A 21,601-nucleotide genomic window follows, 5' to 3' on the forward strand; every position below is an offset into this window, starting at 1 on the left:
CCATTTTTCCAGAAACGATAACAAACGTGAGGGCCAGAAGCTAAACCTGTACTTCCTACCAAACCAATTGTCTGTCCTTGAGTAACGCGCTGTCCGCGGCGAACCAAGATTTTAGACATATGTAAATATTGAGTAGAGTAGGTTCCGTTGTGTTTTACTTTTACAAAGTTTCCGTTTCCTGCTGTATATCCTGTCATTTCTACAACTCCAGATGCTGTTGTAGAAATCGGTGTTCCCGTTGGAGCAGCGTAATCGGTTCCTTTGTGCGCTTTCCAAGTATGCTGAACTGGATGAAATCTGTTCATTGTAAATCTTGAAGTGATTCTGCTGAATTTGATCGGAGTTTTCAGAAAGAAGTTTTTAAGCGTTCTTCCTTGATCGTCATAATATTCAATTTTTCCAGAAGTAGTATCTCTTTCAAAAGGAAAGGCATAAACGATTTTGCCTTTATATTCAAAAAATGCCGCTTCAAGATCTTCAACTCCGTCGTACGTTTTTCCGTTAATGAATCGTTCAGTAAAAATTAATCCGTAACGATCTCCTTTTTTAAGCTTAAAGAAGTCAATAGACCAAGAAAAAACTTTTGTTATTCGACTTGCCAAAGCAGTTTCGACACTTTCGTTTCCTAAAGTTTCAGACAATGAACTTTTAAGAACGCCACCGATCATTTTTCTTTTTAAAGTAACGGGTTTTATTTTTTTGTATGCTTTTGCAATGCTATCTCTTAAGTCGATAACATAATAACTTAATGCGTCTGGCTGATAAACAAAAACTTGAAGATTATTCGTTTTGTTTTTAGAGCGAAGTAAAGTAAAAGGTTTGCCGTAACGGATGCTTCTCACATTGAACGAATCTTTTACCTGTTCAACAATATCATGAACTTTTTTGTCTCCAATATTTTGGCTCTGAAGTATTGATCCAAAAGAGTCTCCTTTTGAGATAGTATCATTAACAACATTAAAATCTGCGTAATTAAAACCGAATTCTATTTTTTTGGTTGCTGGTTTAGTAATTTTGGTTTCTACTTTTTCTTCTGCTTTTTTACATGAAAAAATAGAAAACAAGACAATTAAAATTACGACTGCTTTTTTCAAACTTTATAAATTTTTTGTGGTGAAATTAGGCTTCAGCTTCATTCCCCCAATTGGACAATTCTTCTTCGGTCCACAATTTAGGAAAAAAGATGCGTCTTTGGTATTTTGGATGCATATATTTTTGCCAGTCACTTCCTCCTGTCGCTTCTCCATTGCCTTTTCCGCTTTCTAAAATATATTTTCTGGCAGTATTAAGGTGTTGCATTACCCAAGTAATATTTACCGTTTTGTCGTAATGGCGCATAGCATCAATCAACAATGTATTTTGTTGATCTTCAATAGGTAATTGGATGAATTTTTGCCAAAGGTTTTTTGTTTTAAAAGAAGCCATTTGTCTTAAAAACGGTTCTTTGTACTTCTTTTCAAACTCATTAAGTAAATATGATTTTTCGCCAGTATGATAATCTTTCCCAGCAGCTTGCCAATAAAGATGTTCAAAGCTAGTTTCTAAGTCGGTGTTTTCGTCAAAATTTGCTTTGTATCTGCGATCTGTTAAATTGATAACGTCGGTCGATGCAAATTCGATCATTCTATATTGTGCGCTCTGAAAACCACTAGCTGGAGTAAGCGTATTTCTGAATTTCATGTATTGATCTACTTCCATACCATTTTCCATGATGCTGAAAGAGTTGGTAAGCATGTCAAAATATCTTGTAATCCTTGATAATCTTTCGCTGAAAAAATCTACTTGAATGTTTTCTGTTTCAGCAATCTGATCAATTTCCCACAGAATCATTTTAAAGATTAATTCGTTTACCTGATGGTACATGATAAAAACCATTTCGTCAGGAAGTGTGGTGCGCTGAATTTGTAAATTTAATAGGGCATCAGTTTGAATGTAATCCCAATAAGTAATTGGTTTTGCCCAAAGCAATCCTTCTAACTGAACATCAGTTTTTTGATTTATGGCTTGAAATTTAAGGTCAATTTCTTTTAAAATTGCTTCAGAATGATCTGTAGGGTTCATTATTTTTTTGCTTTAAGTGGACTTTTCAATCCTTTATATTCATCGAGATCAGCCTTAAGAGATCCTACAGCTAAATCTGCTTTAATTCTAATTGGAACTTTGTTTACATCGTCTGTTATCCAGAGTGTTAAGCTCTCTTTTTCTTTAAATACTCTACCTGTCTGTACCAACGGCTTAAAAACCATTGTAGAAACGGTACCAAATTTAGTTGTAATATCTTGACGACCTACATATTTTAACTTAAATTTTGTGATTTCATCATCAAAAAACATATCGATTGTGATGGCTTCTCCAGATTTGAGTTTGTCGATATTTGGGTGATTCCTCAAAAAGTAAAAAGCAGACACAATATCTTGTACTTCTTCTGAAACCATGATGGTTTTTTCTGATTTTCGTTTATAGTCTTTTACTAAAACTTTGTTTTCATTTTGATTAAAAAAACCTTCTTGATTTTTGGTATAACCGCCTTCGTCAATTTTTCTAACATAGCGGTATGGTTTTCCTGTCTCTTTGTCAAAATAGCTTTCGTATAAATCTTCTACTTTAAAGAAAAATTTAGACATTCCAGTTGTGTAACCTTTTCCAACAGAGTGATATACCTTTTTGTTGTTAATGGTGGCGTCTTTGACTTCAAGTGTTGCATAACCGGCATTTACAATTCCGTAATGTATTCTAAATTTGAAATATTCTCCAGTATCGAAAGCATCTTCTTTTTGAGGCGCGAATGAGAGTATCGTTAGTGCTAATATAGTGAGAATGAACTTTTTCATAGTATAATCTTTACGTTTATTATAAAGGTAGACAAATGCAAAATCTATTCCAAATGTACCAAAACAAAAAAACTCAGTCAAAGATGACTGAGTTTTTATGCTATTAACTAACCAAAAAACTATAAATTATGAAATTTATATCAATTCGGAAGGAAACCACCCCTTCCTGATTTGCGGTGCAAAGATAGATAGAAAGTTCAAAAATAAAATAGCAAAAGTCAAGTTTAACATAACATTTGCAAAAAAAGCATCGTTTTTTGGAGAATTATGCGGTTTTCTATATGGAAATTAACATTTTATAGCGTTCCTCTCAATTCTTGCTCTCTTTCGATAGACTCAAAAAGGGCTTTAAAGTTACCTGCACCGAATCCTTTTGCCCCCATTCTTTGAATAATTTCGAAGAAAAGCGTCGGTCTGTCTTGAACAGGCTTCGTAAAAATTTGTAATAAGTATCCATCTTCGTCAGCATCTACCATGATGGCAAGTTTCTCGATTTCGTTTAAATCTTCTTTCATCATATCCATATGAACACCTAATCTTTCAGGAATTGCTTCATAATAAGCATGAGGAGGAGCAGATAAAAATTCAACGCCGCGCGCTCTTAGCTGTGAGACAGTTTTAATAATGTCATCTGTTGCAATAGCAATATGTTGAATTCCAGGTCCGCCATAGAAATCTAAATATTCTTCAATCTGAGATTTTTTCTTTCCTTCAGCTGGTTCGTTGATCGGAAATTTAATTCTTCCGTTTCCGTTTGACATTACCTTACTCATCAAAGCAGAATATTCTGTAGTAATTTGTTTGTCATCAAAAGATAAGAAATTCACGAATCCCATAACTTCCTCGTAGAATTTTACCCAAGTATTCATTTCGTTCCAACCTACATTTCCAACCATGTGGTCGATATATTTTAAACCAGTTGATTCTGGGTTAAAATCAGATTTCCATTCTTTGTAACCTGGCAAGAAAACACCATTATAGTTTTTTCTTTCTACAAAAATGTGAACCGTTTCTCCGTAAGTGTAAATTCCAGAACGAACTACCTGACCAAATTCATCTTCTTCAACAGTAGGTTTCATAAAAGAACGAGCGCCACGTTTCATAGTTTCTTCGTAAGATTTTGTCGCGTCTTCAACCCAAAGTGCTGCAACTTTTACTCCGTCGCCGTGTTTTTTCAAATGTTCGTTGATTGGAGAATCAGCCGTTAATGGCGTTGTCAAAACAATTCTAATTTTGTCTTGTTTCAAAACATAAGATGCTCTGTCTTTAACTCCTGTTTCTAATCCTGCGTAAGCTAATGACTGATATCCAAATGCAGATTTATAGTAATGAGCTGCTTGTTTAGCATTTCCCACATAAAATTCTACATAATCTGTTCCTAATAATGGAAGGAAATCTTGTGCTCCTTCAAATATTTTTTCTAATCCGTATTCTACTGATTTAACTTCTTTACTCATAATTAGATAATTTGATAATGAGAAAATGAGATAATTTTTGAAATGCTTTAATTTATCAATTTTCTAATTGACACATTTTCTAATTTTCTAATTCCTCTTAGATGTTGATATTATTTTGTTTAAAATTTTTAAAATTTCTGAAAGATCGTTTATTAAACGCTTGCAATTTGGATATTCCTTATGGGCATCACATAAAAACAACCAATACTCTGTTTCATCTGCCTCTTTAATTGCAATTTTTAATTTATGAATAAAATCTGCCTTGCTTTCTGCGTTTTGTGACTCTTTTGAATTAGCTCCAATTGATGTTCCGCTTTTTAATAATTGGTTTGCAATTACGAATTTCTTTTGATCTTGAAGTTCGGTTGTATAGTCAATTATATTTAATGCGAAATTGAAGGTTTTTATTAAAAGAGCGTTGTCTTTATATTTTTCGTTAAAAGTCATTTATTTTAATTTGATAATTAGAAAATGGGATAATTAGATAATCTATTTTGTAAGTTTAAAATTACAATATTTAATTATCTAATTTCCATATTGACTCATTTTCTAATTATCAAATTGGCACATTATCTAATTATTACTCCGTCCAAGATTTATAGTACTGACCATCATCGAGTCCCATAGCTTCTTCAGTAACCATTAATGGACGGAAAGTATCCACCATAACGGCTAATTCTTGAGTTTCTTTGTGACCAATGCTGCGTTCCATTGCGCCCGGCGCTGGTCCGTGCGGAATTCCTTTTGGGTGTAAAGTGATGTGACCTTGCTCAATATTATTACGACTCATAAAATCACCGTCAACATAATATAGTACTTCGTCAGAATCTATATTGCTGTGATTGTATGGTGCCGGAATAGCTTTTGGGTGATAATCGTAAAGTCTAGGGCAGAAAGAACAAACTACAAAAGCAGCTGTTTCAAAAGTTTGATGTACTGGTGGCGGTTGGTGAACACGCCCAGTTATAGGTTCGAAATTATGAATTGAAAATCCGTAAGGGAAATTGTAACCGTCCCAACCAACAACGTCAAACGGATGTGTGGCATAAACCACTTCATGAATCATTCCCTCTTTTTTGATTTTAATTAAAAAATCGCCTTTTTCGTCATGCGTTTCCAATTCATTTGGCAGAATAAAATCACGCTCACAAAATGGAGAATGTTCTAAATGCTGACCTGACTGGTTTTTATAACGTTTTGGAGTATAAAAAGGAGAATAAGATTCTACATAAAATAGTCGGTTATCTTCCGTTTCGAAATCAATCTGATAAATAATACCACGCGGAATAATTAGATAATCTCCATATTCAAACGGAATATTTCCTAACATGGTTCTTAATTTTCCTTTTCCTCTGTGAATGAAAAGCATTTCATCGGCATCGGCATTTTTGTAGAAATAATTTCGAAGCGATTCTTTCGGCGCAGCCAAACCAATAATACAGTCTTTATTGACTAACATTGCTTTTCGGCTGTCTAGAAAATCATTTTCAGGTTTTAATTCAAAACCTTTAAAAAGAAGTGATTTTATATTTTTTCCGATTGCAATTTTTGGTTCAACCGAATAAGAATTTAAAATCTCTTTAACCTGTGTTGGTCTGTGTACGTGATAAGATAACGACGAATGTCCGTGAAAACCTTCGGTTCCAAACAATTGTTCGTAGTAAAAACCGCCATTTGGTTTTTCAAATTGGGTGTGTCGCTTTTGAGGAAAATCCCCAAGTTTATGATATAGTGGCATGGCTTTTTCAATTAGATAATTAGTAAATTAGATAATTCGAAAATTTGAATTGCAGAGATAATAATCAGTTCAATTTTTGCAATTGACTGATTATTTCAATTCGATAGAGCCATTACTCAGGATTTCTCTTGATGAGGAATTGAAGATACTCTAATAAACCTGTCCAATTTGTTTTCATTATAACAAATGTCGTAATTTTTTCGAAGTAAAAATAAAAATTATATTATTTATAACTATAAAATAACTTAGTTTTTTTGATATAATTTTTATGATGTAAAAAAAAAGGCAGAATTTATTGAAGTATTCTCGGTTATAGTACTAAAATTGAAACCCGATACTAAACCATGTATAACTTTTTGACATTTCTGGAGACCAAGATTGTTTTACTTCGATAGGGCCAATAATGGTTTCTAGACCGTAACCAACTGCGTATCCTGTGTATTTTGGCATAGAAACCCAATCTACAGAAGAAAAAATATCATCTCCTAAGTTGGCAAAATTAGCAGATAAATTGATGTGATTTTTTTTGAAGATTTCGTAATCTATATTAATATCCGTTTTAATATAGCTGTTGCCAGCAATACTTAGAAAATCGTATCCGTAGAAATAATTGAAATTGTTTATTTTGTTGTAGCCATAACCTCCAAATATAAAGTCAAAAAACGGAACGCTATCGCTACCAATATTAAATCCAGCATCGAAGCCAAATTTTATGGTTGCTTTTCTAAATAGTGGTCTAGCAATTGCTACTTCGGCTTTTGCAATCGAAAAAGGTTTAAATTGCTTCGTATAATCTGATGATGCCATATAAGTTTGCAAATCTGTAGAAAAATATAATCCAGAACTTGGATAATATTTTTCGTCTAGCGAATCGTATTTTAGATAAGCAAAGGCGCTAACATAATTGCTTTTTTCAATTGTGTTATCTTCATTTGTAAGTGTTGGTGAGTTAATTTTTAGATACTTATATTCTAAACCACCACCCATTAAAAACTTCTGTACAAAAATAGTCTGGAAATAAGCCTGATTGGTAATATCCATGAAGTCAACATTAATAAGGTTGACATTTGGAGTCTCTTTAAGAACGCTACTCAAACTCGTAGTTACATTTCGATTAAATTGATTTAATCTAGAACGGAAACCAAAACTGATATTAAAACCATTTTCTACATAATAATTAAAATCGTACCTGAAATTATCGCCTAAAATGATATCAAGAGAAGTAACATCGTTTTTTAAAAAAGTCTTTTTATGGGTTAGATTTAACAAAACGGCACTTTTGTAAAGACCATCATAATGAAGCCCAAGTTTTAGATAAGTTTGAGTTGGGTTTTCCTTTAAAACCAAATCAAGATCATCTTTATCTCCATTTGGTTGAAGACAATAGGAGATTGTGCTAAAGTTTTGTGTCGCATTCAAGTTGTTTATTCCTGTTTTAAGACCATCGTAAGTTATGGTGCTTTCAGGTTTGAAACGAAGTTTACCGCGAATATATTCTTTAGTATAATTTTCTAATTTATCTGTATTTATTTTTTGAATATGAAGTGTATCAGTTGCAACTTTCAATTTTGGTTTTTTATAAAAGTTATTTTCATCGCTTAATGCCTTGATTTTTTCGTAAACGGCAAAAGCAGCTTCTTCTCCTTTTCTGATGATTTCTTCTCCTCGGTCAAACGAAATAACACCAAAATCACGAATATCTGGCCTGATATAAATATCGGTGTCTTTTATTTTGCTTTTCATTTTGTCAATAGACTGTAGATTGGTAATCTGAACTAAGATTCTGGTCGCATTTTTCAGATTTTTTCTTTTCAGCAAATCGTCCTGTACATCAACGCCAATAATAATATCGGCACCAAGTTTTCGAACTTCTTGAATAGGATAATTATTTACAACTCCTCCATCAACCAACAAATTTCCGTCAATTTCAACTGGTGTAAATAAGGAAGGAAAAGCCGAACTAGCCATCATAGCCTGAACGAGATTTCCTTTATTTAATAAAACTTCTTCACCTGTTTCGATATTGGTTCCAATACATAAAAAAGGAGTCGGCAGTTGATTAAAATCGCGAACATGACGAACGTTTCTAGTTAAACTGCTCAATAAATTATAATTGTACATTCCTTTTGAAAGTGCTTCTGGAATGCCGACTCTAAAATTACTGAATGGCAAAACAACAGCATACAATTCGTCATTCTTCTTACCATAAAAATTCTTAGAAGAACGCGGGATATAGTCGTTAATTAATTCATCAAAATTGGTTTGTTTGAAAATAGAGTCGATTTGAGAAGCGTTGTAACCAGAAGCATAAAGCCCGCCAATTACAGATCCCATACTGGTTCCGCCAATATAATCAATTTTGATTCCAGCTTCTTCCAAAACTTTCAAAACTCCAATATGCGCAAAACCTTTGGCGCCACCACCACTTAAAACCAATCCTATTTTGGGTCTTTTGACACTGTCTTTTTTTATTTCTTGAGAAAATGATTTTGACGAAAAGAAAAATGCCGTTAAAAAAACGAATATAAATACGCGCCAAGAAACTCTTTTTTCGAATTTAGTTAAAATTCCTTTTGACCAAATATTTGAAATGTATAATTGGGATGGACGCATATAATGTTTAGTTGGTTTTGTAAAAGTCGACAATTTTTTTTGCTTTGGAAGCACCTATAACTTCTGAAATTTCTTTTTCTGTAGCTAATTTTAATCTTTTAACACTTTTGAAATGTTGTATTAATGCAAGCATGGTTTTTTCTCCAATTCCCGGAATGCTTTCTACAGAAGAATTAAGTGCAGATTTACTTCGTTTGTCTCTATGGAAAGTGATTCCAAATCGATGCGCCTCGTTTCTTAAATGCTGAATCACTTTTAAAGTTTCTGATTTTTTATCTAAATATAACGGAATCGAATCTCCAGGATAGAAAAGCTCTTCCAGACGTTTTGCAATTCCGATAATAGCAACTTTTCCTCTTAATCCTAAATCATCAATACTTTTTAATGCTGCCGAAAGTTGTCCTTTTCCACCATCGATAATAATCAATTGTGGTAGTGGTTCGTTTTCATCCAACAATCTTTTATAACGGCGGTACACGATTTCGGTCATAGAAGCAAAATCGTTCGGACCTTCAACCGTTTTGACATTAAAATGGCGATAATCTTTTTTACTTGGTTTTCCGTCTTTAAAAACTACACAAGCCGCAACAGGATTTGTTCCTTGAATGTTCGAGTTATCAAAACATTCGATATGTCGAGGTTCAGAAGGAAGACGTAAATCTTTCTGCATCTGAGCCATAATTCTATTCACATGTCGATCGGGATCTACAATTTGCAATTGTTTCAATTGTTCGATTCGGTAGAATTTCGCATTTCGAATAGATAAATCTAGAATCTGCTTTTTGTCTCCAAGTTGCGGAACAGTTACTCTAATGTTTTCGCCCAAATCCATTTCAAAAGGAACAATAATTTCTTTAGATAATAATTGAAAACGCTCGCGAAGTTCTACAATGGCCAATTCTAATAATTCTTCATCACTTTCGTCTAGCTTTTTCTTCATTTCTAAAGTATGCGAACGAATAATCGAACCATGTGAAATTTGTAGAAAGTTGACATAAGCCGCACTTTCGTCAGAAACAATGGAGAAAACATCAATGTTGGTAATCTTCGGATTGATAATGGTAGATCTAGATTGATAGTTTTCTAGTACTTCAATCTTTTCTTTTATTTTCTGCGCTTCCTCAAATTGTAAATTCTGAGCATAAGTATTCATCAATTTCTTGAAATCCTTTAAACTTTCTTTGAAGTTTCCTTTCAGGATTTCGCGAATAGCATTGACTTGTCTTTGGTATTCATCCAAAGGTTCTAAACCTTCGCAAGGGCCCTTACAATTGCCAATGTGATATTCCAAACAAACTTTAAATTTTCCTGAATTAATGTTTGATTGGCTCAAGTCATAATTACAGGTTCTAAGTGGATATAATTCTTTAATTAAATCCAAAATAGTATGTACTGTTTTGAAACTGGTATATGGACCAAAATATTCAGAGCCATCTTTGACCATGTTTCGAGTTGAAAATATTCTTGAAAAAGGTTCTTTTTTAATACAGATCCAAGGATATGTTTTGTCATCGCGAAGCAAAACATTGTATCTCGGCTGAAGTGTTTTAATTAAATTGTTTTCTAATAAAAGCGCATCGGTTTCGGTTGGAACTACGATGTGTTTTATGGTCACGATTTTTTTTACCAGAACATTCGTTTTGGCAGTGTCGTGAATTTTATTGAAATAGGATGAAACCCTTTTTTTTAAATTTTTGGCTTTTCCGACATACAAGATTTTCCCGTCTTTATCATAATATTGATACACGCCTGGGTTATCAGGCAAGGTTAAAATTTGAAGATCTAAGGTCGATTTTTGCATTCTATTGTATTTCTGAAGATGTTCGAGAAGCTTTTCAAAAACCATTCCGATTTCTAAAAGAAGCTTAACATTGAATTAGTTTCAAATTTACGAAATCAAAAGAATAATTTCTATATTTAGATTTTATAATTCTACATGAAAAATAGTACTCCATTGGTTATTTTTGGCGAATCGATTTTGCCGGGAGAACACAGAACCATAAACGTCGAAATTGCCCGACTGCATACTACAACCAAGTTGAATATTCCTGTTATTGTGCGCCGTTCTAAGCATGAAGGACCGACTGTTTTATTTTCGGCAGGAATTCATGGTGACGAAATTAACGGTGTTGAAATTGTTCGTCAGATCATTAGTAAAAAAATAAATCGACCAGCTCGAGGCACAATAATTTGCATTCCAGTTATCAATATGTATGGTTTTGTGAACAAATCTCGAGAATTTCCAGATGGTCGCGATTTGAATCGTGTTTTTCCAGGAAGTAAAAAAGGTTCTCTGGCAAGTAGATTTGCTTATCATATTGTCGAAGAAATTTTGCCAATTTTAGATTATGCTGTCGATTTTCATGCAGGTGGCGCGAGCCGATTCAATGCTCCACAAATTAGAATTACCGAAAACAATCCTGAATTGAAAGTTCTGGCCGATGTTTTTAATGCTCCTTTTACACTTTATTCTAAAAATATAAATGGTTCTTTTAGAAAAACTTCTGAAAGTGCCAATGTAAAAATGCTTCTTTTTGAGGGAGGAAAATCTTTAGATATCAATAACGAAATTGCAAATCAAGGTGTTTTAGGAACAAAGCGTTTGCTTGATTATTTTGGAATGCTAGATTCTAAACAAATTGTTGAGCGAGCATTAACACCGTCAATTTATATTAAACAATCGGTTTGGCTTCGTGCAAAATGTTCGGGTTTGCTGCACGATTTTAATCTGGTCGGAAAATTTGTAACCAAAGGCACTATCTTAGCCATTATTACAGATCCGTTTGGGAAATTTGAACAAAAAGTCAAAGCGCCTCATGATGGTTATGTAATTAATGCCAATCATTCGCCAATTGCTTACGAAGGCGATGCTATTTATCATTTATCTAAAATTCCAGACAATGCCGACGAGTAAAAAAGAACTTCGAATAGAATATAAAAATTTTAGAAAAGCACTTTCTTTTGATGAAATAGAAGAGAAGAGTTTGGCGATTGCAAACCAATTGATTCAAATGCCAATTTGGGATAAAATTTATTATCATGTTTTTCTCCCAATTGAAGAACAAAAAGAAGTCAATACAGAATACGTTTTACATTTGCTTTCTGGTAAAGACAAAGAAATTTTAGTTTCTAAAAGTGATTTCGAAACCAGAAAAATGACGCATTTTCTATTGACTGATAATACTAGAATTAAAAAAAACGAATACAATATTCCAGAGCCAGTTGACGGAATTGAAGTGCCTTCTTCTAAAGTTGAAGTGGTTTTTGTTCCGCTTTTGGCTTTTGATGTTTTTGGAAATCGAATTGGTTATGGAAAAGGTTTCTACGATAAATTCCTTGCCGAATGTAAACCAGAAACCTTAAAAATCGGACTTTCTTTCTTTGAAGCCGTAAATCAGATTGATGATGTTTTTGAATCTGATATCAAATTAGATTATTGCGTTACGCCAGAGAAAATTTATACATTTTAATTTTACATCGCATATTCTGTAGAGAAGCACCGCAGTGCGTCTAACACATTGAATATGAATTTTTGCCACAGATTAAATGATTTCAAAAGATTAGTCTATTTTAATCCTTTAATCTGTGGCAAAAATTTCCGCATTCACAAAAAATATTTCACATTAAATCCCTTTAAAAATCAGGGTTTCTGATTTTTTTTTCAAGTAAGAAAAATAATTGTAATTTTTTTGGCATGATTTTGCATACTCGAAAATTGCAAATAATCGTCTCTAGTACATCCGGAATGCTAGTCCTTATTTGAAGCCAATAACCTATTTATTAATTTTAAAAAATTTACTTTATGAGAAATTTTAATTTCTTTATGATGGCATTCCTTGTACTTACTATTTTCAGCTGTAAGAAAGCATATGCACCAGACATGAGTTATGAAACAGCAGACATGGCTGTTGCAGTTACCGACGAAGTTCCAGAAGAAAATTATACAGATCCAAACACAGAAAGTTACGCAGGATTAGAAGAAAATCCGTTTGAATCTCCACTAAAAACTCCACTTTCTACTTTTTCTATCGATGTTGATAATGCATCATATACTAATATTCGCCGATTTATAAATGAAGGACAGAAAGTTCCTAAAGACGCTGTTCGTGTTGAGGAGATGATCAATTTCTTTAAATACAAATATCCGCAACCAGAAGGGCAACATCCATTTTCTATAAACACAGAATACAGCGATTGTCCTTGGAATAAAAACAGCAGACTATTAAAGATTGGTTTGCAGGGAAAAAACATTCCAATGGCAAATTTGCCAGCTTCTAATCTGGTTTTTTTAGTTGATGTTTCGGGTTCGATGGACGAGCAAAATAAATTGCCTTTGCTAAAAGAATCGATGAAGATTTTGGTAAAAGAACTTAGAAGTATCGATAAAGTTTCGATTGTGGTTTATGCAGGATCTGCTGGAGTGGTTTTAGAACCAACATCTGGAGATAATAAAGACGAAATTATAGATGCTTTTGACGATTTACATGCAGGAGGAAGCACAGCAGGAGGAGAAGGAATTGAATTAGCCTATAAACTAGCACAGCAAAATTTTATTAAAGAAGGCAATAATAGGGTAGTGATAGCTACTGATGGTGATTTTAATGTTGGCGCGTCATCAGATGATGATATGTTGAAATTGATTGAGCAAAAGAGAGAATCTGGTGTTTTCTTAACTGTTCTTGGTTTTGGAATGGGAAATTATAAAGATTCTAAAATGGAAATTTTAGCTGATAAAGGAAACGGAAATTATGCTTATATCGATAACATTCAAGAGGCAAATCGTTTTCTTGGAAAAGAATTTAAAGGTTCTATGTTTGCTATCGCGAAAGATGTAAAAATCCAAATTGAGTTTAATCCAAGTCACGTTCAAGCTTATCGATTGATTGGTTATGAAAATCGAAAATTAAATGCTGAAGATTTTAAAAATGATAAAATAGATGCAGGTGAATTAGGCAGTGGACATTCAGTTACTGCTCTTTATGAGATTGTTCCGACTGGAGTAGAAAGCAATTACGTTCCTTCAGATTTAAAATATACTAAAACAGAGAAAGTGACTGGTAATCATAGTGATGAGTTAGCAACTGTGAAATTTAGATATAAAAAACCTGATGGGAATAATAGTATTGAAATAGTAAATGTGATTGCAGATAGAAAAACAGACATAGAAAATAGCTCTCCAGATTTTAAATTTGCAACCGCTGTTTCTTGGTTCGGATTAAAACTGCGTGATTCAAAATATATTGCAAACAGTTCAAGTTCGGATATCAAAAGATTAGCAAAATCTGGTTTGTCAAATGATGAAGAAGGATACAGGTCTGAATTTGTGCGATTGATCGATGCAGTGAATTAATCATTAAATTCTAAAACATAAAAATCCCAAATTCCAGCAAGATTGGAATTTGGGATTTTTACAATTAATATTTTTAAACTTATTTTACTTCTTTGATAGTCGAAGAATCGATCCAACCTTGGGTTCCATCTGTCAATTCGATTTTTTTCCAGCCAGCAATACTTTCCAGTACGTAAACTTTTGCTCCTTCATGCAATAAAATAATTCCATTTGAAGATTTTTTTGGTTCATGTCTCACTTGGCTTAATTCAGAAAAAACAATGGCAACACGGTCATTTTCAAAATGATTTTTTTCAGACATTCCAGCAGAAATACTTAAAGCAAAAGCAATTAAAACAATAAACATTCCGACAAAATAAATTCTTTTTGCAAGTGTAGCGTTTGAGAAATAGTAACCTATAAAACTCAATAAGAACGCAAAACCAAGCGCAACAGAAATTTTAGCCCAAGTATTATAATCAAAAATAGAAGTAAAGTTCTGAATTAGTTTTGCAAAACCTACTTTTGGAACTTCCTTAATTTCGTCAATCGTTAGTTTCTTAGCAAACTTTAAATTGTTTAAAGTCTCTGGATCATTTGGTTTAAGAACCAAAGCCTTTTCATAATTGTAAATCGAAGGCGCAACCTGATTTAGTTTGTAATAACAATTTCCCAAATTAAAATATAATTCGGCAGAATGTAATTTGTCTTCCGTTACAATGTTCTCATAAACCTGTGCGGCTTCTTTGTATTGTCCTTTTTGGTACAATGCATTGGCCGATGCAAAGCGCCCTTGCGCAAAGAAAACCTGCGAGATTAATAAAAAGATATATAGTATGTTTTTCATCTTATTTTGTTTAAACAATCTGTTTTTCTAATTCAGAAATAATCATAACAGCTTTATCATAATCTTGCTGAATTGAAGCGCTCGACGCCGGTGCATAACGAGCAAATTCACAGTTTTCAGTCAGAGCAATAAAATTCTGAACCGTTTCGGCATTTGCATTTCTGGACAGCAGTAATTCTCTGATATTGTCTTTACTCATTTCTGAAGTTTCAATGTGCAGTTTTGCTTTCAAGAAATTATGCATAGCTTTTTCTAGTGCGATATAGAAAGGCTCTTTGTTATTAAGATGTTTTTTCGCTTGCGATAAATATTTCTTCGCTAGCTTATTGTTCATTCTAATTCTATTTCCAGTAACATCATTATCCATAGCTTCTTTTTTCTTTCTAGCCAAAATGATAATCGGAATAATGATAAACGGTGCAAACAACAATCCTAAATACAAACTTGAATCGTAAAAATCATGTTTAATAATAGGAATTAGTGCTGTTTTAGATTTAATATTCTTGAATTGATCTGTTGTTGCCACAGCATTCTTAGAAGCCGATCCTGTATTTGCTTCTGCAGGCGTTGGTCCGTCCAGAACATCAATCATAATTTCTTTCGAAGTAATGGTTTTATAAGTGCCAGTACTTAAATCGAAATACGAAAATTGCATTGGTTTTATAGCATATTTTCCTCGGTATTGCGGTACAATAGTATATTTGTCTGTGACTCTTCCAGACATGCCACTTAGAGATGTAGTTACTTGTTCGTCGTGAACGGGATCGTACATTTCTAATGCATTTGGAACAACTGGTTTTGGAAGTGTAAATAACTTCATATTTCCAGTTCCTTGCGCACTTACGATTAAGTCAAGACCTTCACCGTTTTTAAGTGTTGTTTTTGAAGGCGTAACAGTAAAATTCAATCTTCCGACAGCACCAGTAAAACCTTCTGGTTTTGTGCTTTCAGGAAGTGGTCTTACATTAATTGTTTTTGCTCCAGCAGAAACCACTTTATTGTCTTCCGTAATAATCATTTGGCCAAACATATCACGACGATTTGTTGGTAATTGCACCCCAATATCTAGTGAAAGAGGTTCAATTGTAAGTTTTCCTGATTTTTGTGGATATAAAATGGTCTTTTTCAGAATAACATAATAACATTTTTGGCCTTGAAAATTTCCTTCTTCAATTGCCAATTGTTTGATGTCAATGTTCTGATTCCAGAAATCATTGTATTTAGGTTTTGCCAATTCTTTAAAACCAGTAACACCAATATTATTGAAATACAGCTTGTAAACCGCTGTAATTGGCTCGTTTAAGTAAGGGTTTGTTTTTGAAATTTCAGCAACAAGAGTCAGTAATTCATTTCCAGATCCAGGAGGTCTGTCATTTGGATCTCTTTCTTGAGCCACAGCATTGGTTACCGTAACCTTTATCGGATTCGTTTTGTAAATCTGACCATTAAATTCTATTGCAGCCTGTTTAATTGTGACAATTCCCTTTTTTTCAGGCTGTATGATATAAGAATATATTTTTTGAAAAGAGCTTCGGCCATTTATCCAAGACTGACTAATTTGTTGGCTTGGCCCAGCAACCATTCTAAATCCCTCAAAAGAAGGCTGTTCGAAATTATCTCCGTCAACATTCATGATGAAATCTACACGAAGCCTTTCGTTTATTCCAAGTGTGTTTTTACTGACTCTGGCTTCAAATTGCACCTGAGCCATTAGTCCTTGAAAAGTGAGTAGAAATAGAATTAAATATCTTTTCATTACTTGTTTAATCGTTGTTTTTAATGTTTAATCGTTTAAACGTTATTTTGTTTAATCGTATTGTTTGGATCAAATAAACAAATTAACGGTTAAACGATTAACCAAATTTTACCAGTCTTTTTCTGTTTTCTTAGGATTAGTTTTTACTTTTTGAGCGTTTACTTTGTCTTGAATTTTCTTTTCTTCATTGTTTACCGCATCTAACAAATTCTGAACACGCTCTTTTGATATTCCTCCAGGTTGTGGTTTTGGCTCTCCTTGATTGTCAGACTTGTCATCTTTCTTTGGATCGTTTTTACCATCTTTTTTGTCTTTATCCTGGTCGCCTTTATCGTCTTTTTTATCCTTGTCTTTGTCTTTATTGTTGTCCTTGTTCTTGTCTTTATTTTTATCCTTATCCTTGTCTTTGTCCTTGTTTTTATCTTTATTCTGATCGTTTTTAGGAGGATTCTCTTTTAGCTTTTGTTTGGCGTAAGCATAGTTGTAACGTGTTTCTTCATCTGTTGGATCGTTACGAAGTGCTTGTTTGTAAGCTTCAACCGCTTGAGTATAATCTTTCTCTTTCATGAAAACGTTACCAAGGTTATGATAAGCTTTATGTTTCTCAGGCTTTGTTTTAGCGTTTTTTATTGCTTTCGCGTAAGCATATTTAGCTTCCGAAACCTGATTTTGTCTATAAATAGTATTACCTAAATTATAAGGTGCTGTTGATCGTTTCGGAAATTTAGATTCCGAAATTCTATAGTTTGCCTCAGCATCAATAAATTTATTCTGTTTATATTCTTCATTACCAGTAGGCAACGTTTTGTCTTTTTCTTGAGCAGAAACTGCAAAAGAAACGGTTAGTAAAATATAAAGGAGTAAATTTTTCATTCTAATTTTGTTTTTTTTCGCCACGAATTTCACTAATTGGCACTAATTTTTTATTTCCTTTTGAATTTCACAAATTAAATAATTTGTTATTTGTGTAAATTCGAGCAATTAGTGGCTAACTTTTTTATTTCTTTTCATTAAATAAATCCAACTCTTTGATCCAGCTTGTTTTTCTTTCCAATAAGAAAATGTCTAGGAAAAGCAATAAAAATGCAAACCCGATAAACCATTGAAACTGCGATTGAAATTCGGCCATTTGCGTAGCTTCAAATTCTGTTTTTTGGATATTGTTTAAAGCATTTTTTACGTATTCTAAAACTTCTTTTGTGCTTCCGCCGTAAACATAGCCACCTTTTGTTGCTTTTGCAATTGTTTTTAAACCTTCTTGATTTAATTTGGTAATTACAGTTTCTCCGTTTTGATCTTTTTGATATCCTCTAACAACACCATTTTCTTTTAAAGGAATTGTACCTCCTTTTTCTGTACCAACACCAATAGTGATGATTTTCATTCCTAATTTATTCGCTTCTTCTGCCGCAGCAGCTGCACCTTCAGAATGATCTTCACCGTCAGAAATTAGGATTAATAGTTTGCTTGTTTTGCTTTTTTCGTCAAAATATGTCGAAGACAGTTTAATTGCTTCGTCCAGAGATGTTCCTTGAGACGAAACCATTCCTGGGCTCATACTCTGCAAAAACATTTTTGCAACGCTATAGTCTGATGTAATTGGCAAAACTGGGAAAGCGCTTCCTGCGTAAGCTACGATTCCGATTCTGTCGCTTCCTAAATTATTGATAATCTGAGAAACCAACTGTTTACTTTTATCCAAACGACTAGGAACAACGTCTTCTGCAAGCATACTTTTAGAAACGTCTACAGCAAAAACAATATCGATACCTTCTCGTTTTACGGTCTCCATTTTGGTTCCAATCTTCGGATTTACCAAACCAATAATCAAACAAGTAAGCGCCAAAAGAATCACTACGATTTTTAGAACAGGTTTAAAAACCGATTTCTCAGGGCTCAATCTTTTTACCATTTCCAAATCACCAAATTCGCGTTGGGTTCTTCTTTTCCAATACATATTGAAAAGGAAAATACATACCACAATTGGGATAAGTAATAAGAGATATAAATATTTTTTTTCGTCTAATTCCATAAATGTTTTTAAATTCCAATATTGAAATTCCAAATTCCAAATCCTTTTCTAATTTTTAATCTTTAAATTCCAAATTCCAATTTGTTATTTGGAATTTAATTGTTGGAATTTTTTGATTTTGAAAAAATCAAATAAAGCTTCTATAAACTGTATTTCTTAATCCAACTTCAAGTAATAACATCAAACCTGCAAATAAGACAAAAAACCTGTATTTTTCATCGTAATCGTAGAATTTCAATTCCTGAATTTCTGTTGTTTCCAGTTTATTGATTGAGTTGTATATTTCTGCTAATTTATCGTTGCTTGTAGCTCTAAAATAAGTTCCATCTGTTTTTTTAGCGATGTTTCTCATTAACTTTTCATCGATTTCTACTTTCTGCATTTTGAATAAGAAACCGCCATTTGGAGCATATGCATATGGAGATTCTGCCATTCCGTTAGTTCCAAGACCGATTGTATATACTTTAATTCCGTATTGTTTTGCAATATCAGATGCTGTTTCTGGCTCAATAAAACCAGCATTATTTACACCATCGGTAAGCAAGATGATAACGCGGCTTTTTGCTTTACTGTCTTTCAAACGATTTACAGCAGTTGCTAGTCCCATTCCAATTCCAGTTCCATCTTGTAAAGTCGTATCGTATTTAATTCCTTTTATAGCTTCAAGAATAATCGCTTTATCACTTGTAACCGGAGTTTTTGTATAAGCTTCAGAAGCATATAAAACCAATCCGATTCTATCGTTAGGTCTTTCTTCAACGAAATCTGCTGCAACTCGTTTTAAAGCTTCCATACGATTTGGCTTTAAATCTTTTGCTAGCATAGATCCAGAAACGTCAATTGCCATTACAATATCAATTCCTTTTGTAGTTTTGGTCTGATTGCTAATGTCTACTGTTCTTGGTCTTGCTAAAGCTATTATTAACGCACTTAATGCTAAAATTCTAAAAACATATAAGCAAGGTTTTAATTTCGTAAGCAATGATTCGCTGTTTTGGAATCCTGCTGTCGAGCTCATTTTTAAGGTAGCCGACTGCTGGTTGCGTTTCCAGAAAAACCAAATTATTGCAATAGGAATTAATAGAAACAACCAAAGAAATTCTGGATTTAAAAAACTGATATTACCCATTAGTTGTTTGCTCTTTGAAGTTCAACAGAATTTAATATTCGGGTCGTGATTTCATTTGCATACGTATCGCCCTCTTCGTGTAAAATCATGATTTGCTGTAAACCTTGATCTTGTTTGAAAAGCAGTAATTCATAGTATGCTTTTGTGCTCGTTTTAGTTGCAGGATTCAGAACTGTCATCGTTCCGTAACCTTTTATTCCCTGAATACCTTCGTTAGTTTGAAAATCTTCTTGTTTTACAATAATATTTTGTCCGCCTTGAGACTCCATAATTTTTATAGTTCCCTCAAGAGCTTTGCTTAAATCTATTTCGGTTGGCTGTTTAAATTTGGATGTAGAAACTGTTACATAGAAATTGTCAATCATACTTCCGTATGCAAAAAGTTGCATTTCTTTGATAAGTGCCATTGCTTCTTTTGGAAGTACTTTTTGAGTATCCATTCTTTTTAAAACCTTTGGAGTTTCAATAAGAACTGCTGGATTTCCGTAAGCGCTTTTCACCCATTCGCCTTCTAATAATTCTTTAGAAGGATGACCAATTATATTGTCTTTTACGTAATTGAAACCTTTTGTAACCACAAAATAAGTTGTAGTTACAAACAACAATAAGATTACAGCCGCAACAGAGTAACCGATTCTTGCATTTCTTTTTTTACGAAGCTGCGCCTGAATTTGTTTTTGTCTTTGCGCTTCGTTCAATAACTGATCCTCAATGTCTTCTGGAACTTCAGTTGGAATAGCATTATCAAGGGTTAAAATTACTTTCTGAATTTTATTTCTATCTTCAGTAATTTCAAAATCAAGTGGCTTAGATTTTGCAAATTTCACCAAATCGGCCTGACGTAAAACACGCTCCAGATTCTCAACAGTTTCTGGTGTAAGCGTCATTTTCTTTTTGGTAGATGCTTCTCTAATTGCTGTAATTAACTCAGAAGTTGTACTTTCCATGGCTGGAATATGGATGGCTTCTTCGATATAATTTCTCGCAATATCTGTTAATTCACTATAATATTCTTTTACTTCTCCTTTTTGAACAAGTTCTTTTTTCTCTAGGTTGTTTAATAAACTTGTCGCTTTTTCGATAGGAGTTTTGTAAACTTCTTCCTCGATTTTTTTCAGCTGACGTTTTTTAACATACCAATAAACGAATGCGCCAATTCCTAAAATTGCTAGCACTATTAAAGTATAAATCCACCAATTTCCCATTCCTTCATCAACAGAAGAGATGTCTTTAATATCGTACATCTTTTGCTGTAAAGTATCAACTTTTACAGGGGCTACTTCAACTTTTAGAGAATCTGTATAAAAAGGCTTTTTATCGATTAAAATTTTAATGCTTGGAATTGTATAACGACCAGAATCAAATTGTGTTAAACCATATTTTTTAACCAGTTCGTAAGTGTCATTTTTCTTAACTGTATCAATCGGATAAGACTCAATAACTTCTAGCGGACCAATATTTTTAAGTTTTGGAAATTCAACTTTAGATTTGGAGCTTACAACCGTTTTAAGGGTCAGCTTGAACTCAGCACCAATTTTATTTTTGGTGGTATCAATACTTGTTTCTACTTGTTTCTGCTGCGCAAAAATCATAGTAGAGAAAAGCAATAAAAATATATAAAGTTTAAATTTCATTTGATTTATGATTGAAGATTTTAGATTAACGATTTTTGATGGGTTAATCAAAACTGCCAAATTTTTATCGTGATTTGAAATAGCCTAATAATTTAGTAACGTAATTTTCGTCAACTCTAGTGTTAACAATTCCAGCTCCCGATTTACGGAAAGTATCTTTAAAGTAATTTAGTTTCTCCTGATAGTGCTTCTCATAATTCATACGAACAGCTTTTGAACTTGTATCAACCAATTG

The 21,601-nt window shown here is 33.1% G+C and carries 17 protein-coding genes and 1 pseudogene; 3 read left to right on the top strand and 15 right to left on the bottom strand.

What is annotated here, in order from left to right; all coding sequences use genetic code 11:
- From B3J44_RS03080 to uvrC, 8 genes are all read right to left on the bottom strand, one after another.
- Positions 1-1,094: M23 family metallopeptidase (locus B3J44_RS03080; RefSeq protein ID WP_286965712.1), on the bottom strand; the 1,094-nt coding region annotated here is incomplete at its 3' end.
- A gap of 25 nt (positions 1,095-1,119) precedes the next feature.
- The gene (locus B3J44_RS03085; RefSeq protein WP_286965714.1) at positions 1,120-2,061 is read right to left on the bottom strand and encodes a tryptophan 2,3-dioxygenase family protein; all 942 of its coding nucleotides are present in this window, start codon (positions 2,059-2,061) and stop codon (positions 1,120-1,122) included.
- The gene (locus tag B3J44_RS03090) at positions 2,061-2,831 is read right to left on the bottom strand and encodes a DUF3108 domain-containing protein (RefSeq protein ID WP_198855312.1); all 771 of its coding nucleotides are present in this window, start codon (positions 2,829-2,831) and stop codon (positions 2,061-2,063) included. The genes B3J44_RS03085 and B3J44_RS03090 overlap by 1 nt, the downstream gene beginning before the upstream one ends.
- Before the next feature lie 296 nt (positions 2,832-3,127).
- Complete coding sequence (hppD, locus tag B3J44_RS03095; RefSeq protein WP_286965717.1) at positions 3,128-4,288, bottom strand: 4-hydroxyphenylpyruvate dioxygenase; 1,161 nt, start codon at positions 4,286-4,288, stop codon at positions 3,128-3,130.
- 87 nt (positions 4,289-4,375) lie between these two features.
- Positions 4,376-4,735, bottom strand: a complete 360-nt coding sequence (locus B3J44_RS03100) for a four helix bundle protein (RefSeq protein WP_281634153.1) — start codon at positions 4,733-4,735, stop codon at positions 4,376-4,378.
- A gap of 133 nt (positions 4,736-4,868) precedes the next feature.
- Positions 4,869-6,026, bottom strand: a complete 1,158-nt coding sequence (locus B3J44_RS03105) for a homogentisate 1,2-dioxygenase (RefSeq protein WP_286965720.1) — start codon at positions 6,024-6,026, stop codon at positions 4,869-4,871.
- 318 nt (positions 6,027-6,344) lie between these two features.
- Positions 6,345-8,639, bottom strand: a complete 2,295-nt coding sequence (locus tag B3J44_RS03110; protein ID WP_198855315.1) for a patatin-like phospholipase family protein — start codon at positions 8,637-8,639, stop codon at positions 6,345-6,347.
- 7 nt (positions 8,640-8,646) lie between these two features.
- On the bottom strand, positions 8,647-10,440 hold the full coding sequence (gene uvrC / locus B3J44_RS03115) for an excinuclease ABC subunit UvrC (protein ID WP_286965722.1): 1,794 nt from the start codon (positions 10,438-10,440) through the stop codon (positions 8,647-8,649).
- A gap of 135 nt (positions 10,441-10,575) precedes the next feature.
- On the opposite strand from uvrC, the gene B3J44_RS03120 reads away from it, so the two are divergent.
- The 3 genes from B3J44_RS03120 (at position 10,576) to B3J44_RS03130 (ending at position 13,989) form a co-directional block, all read left to right on the top strand.
- Positions 10,576-11,553, top strand: coding sequence for a succinylglutamate desuccinylase/aspartoacylase family protein (locus tag B3J44_RS03120; RefSeq protein ID WP_286965723.1), 978 nt, complete (start codon positions 10,576-10,578; stop codon positions 11,551-11,553).
- The gene (locus B3J44_RS03125; RefSeq protein ID WP_286965726.1) at positions 11,540-12,109 is read left to right on the top strand and encodes a 5-formyltetrahydrofolate cyclo-ligase; all 570 of its coding nucleotides are present in this window, start codon (positions 11,540-11,542) and stop codon (positions 12,107-12,109) included. The genes B3J44_RS03120 and B3J44_RS03125 overlap by 14 nt, the downstream gene beginning before the upstream one ends.
- 332 nt (positions 12,110-12,441) lie before the next feature.
- Positions 12,442-13,989 (top strand): VWA domain-containing protein, encoded by a 1,548-nt coding sequence (locus tag B3J44_RS03130; protein ID WP_349678283.1) that lies wholly within the window; start codon positions 12,442-12,444, stop codon positions 13,987-13,989.
- Positions 13,990-14,068: 79 nt separating this feature from the next.
- On the opposite strand, the gene B3J44_RS03135 is transcribed toward B3J44_RS03130, so the two are convergent.
- From B3J44_RS03135 to B3J44_RS03165, 7 genes and pseudogenes are all read right to left on the bottom strand, one after another.
- Positions 14,069-14,815, bottom strand: coding sequence for a tetratricopeptide repeat protein (locus tag B3J44_RS03135; protein WP_278020198.1), 747 nt, complete (start codon positions 14,813-14,815; stop codon positions 14,069-14,071).
- A 10-nt stretch (positions 14,816-14,825) separates the two neighbouring features.
- Positions 14,826-16,571: a BatD family protein gene (locus B3J44_RS03140; RefSeq protein WP_286965728.1), complete on the bottom strand. Its 1,746-nt coding sequence runs from the start codon at positions 16,569-16,571 to the stop codon at positions 14,826-14,828.
- Positions 16,572-16,679: 108 nt separating this feature from the next.
- The gene (locus B3J44_RS03145) at positions 16,680-17,444 is read right to left on the bottom strand and encodes a tetratricopeptide repeat protein (RefSeq protein ID WP_198855322.1); all 765 of its coding nucleotides are present in this window, start codon (positions 17,442-17,444) and stop codon (positions 16,680-16,682) included.
- A gap of 124 nt (positions 17,445-17,568) precedes the next feature.
- Positions 17,569-18,603 (bottom strand): vWA domain-containing protein, encoded by a 1,035-nt coding sequence (locus tag B3J44_RS03150; RefSeq protein ID WP_198855323.1) that lies wholly within the window; start codon positions 18,601-18,603, stop codon positions 17,569-17,571.
- A gap of 127 nt (positions 18,604-18,730) precedes the next feature.
- A complete protein-coding gene (locus B3J44_RS03155; RefSeq protein WP_286965730.1) occupies positions 18,731-19,732 on the bottom strand; it encodes a vWA domain-containing protein in 1,002 nt (333 codons plus the stop codon).
- Positions 19,732-21,366: a hypothetical protein gene (locus B3J44_RS03160; protein ID WP_286965732.1), complete on the bottom strand. Its 1,635-nt coding sequence runs from the start codon at positions 21,364-21,366 to the stop codon at positions 19,732-19,734. Before B3J44_RS03160 ends, B3J44_RS03155 begins: the two co-directional genes overlap by 1 nt.
- Positions 21,367-21,430: 64 nt before the next feature.
- Positions 21,431-21,601, bottom strand: a pseudogene (locus tag B3J44_RS03165) (DUF58 domain-containing protein); the annotation flags it as partial.

It is taken from the genome of Flavobacterium sp. UBA4854 (assembly GCF_002399805.1).
Classification (GTDB): domain Bacteria; phylum Bacteroidota; class Bacteroidia; order Flavobacteriales; family Flavobacteriaceae; genus Flavobacterium; species Flavobacterium ginsengisoli.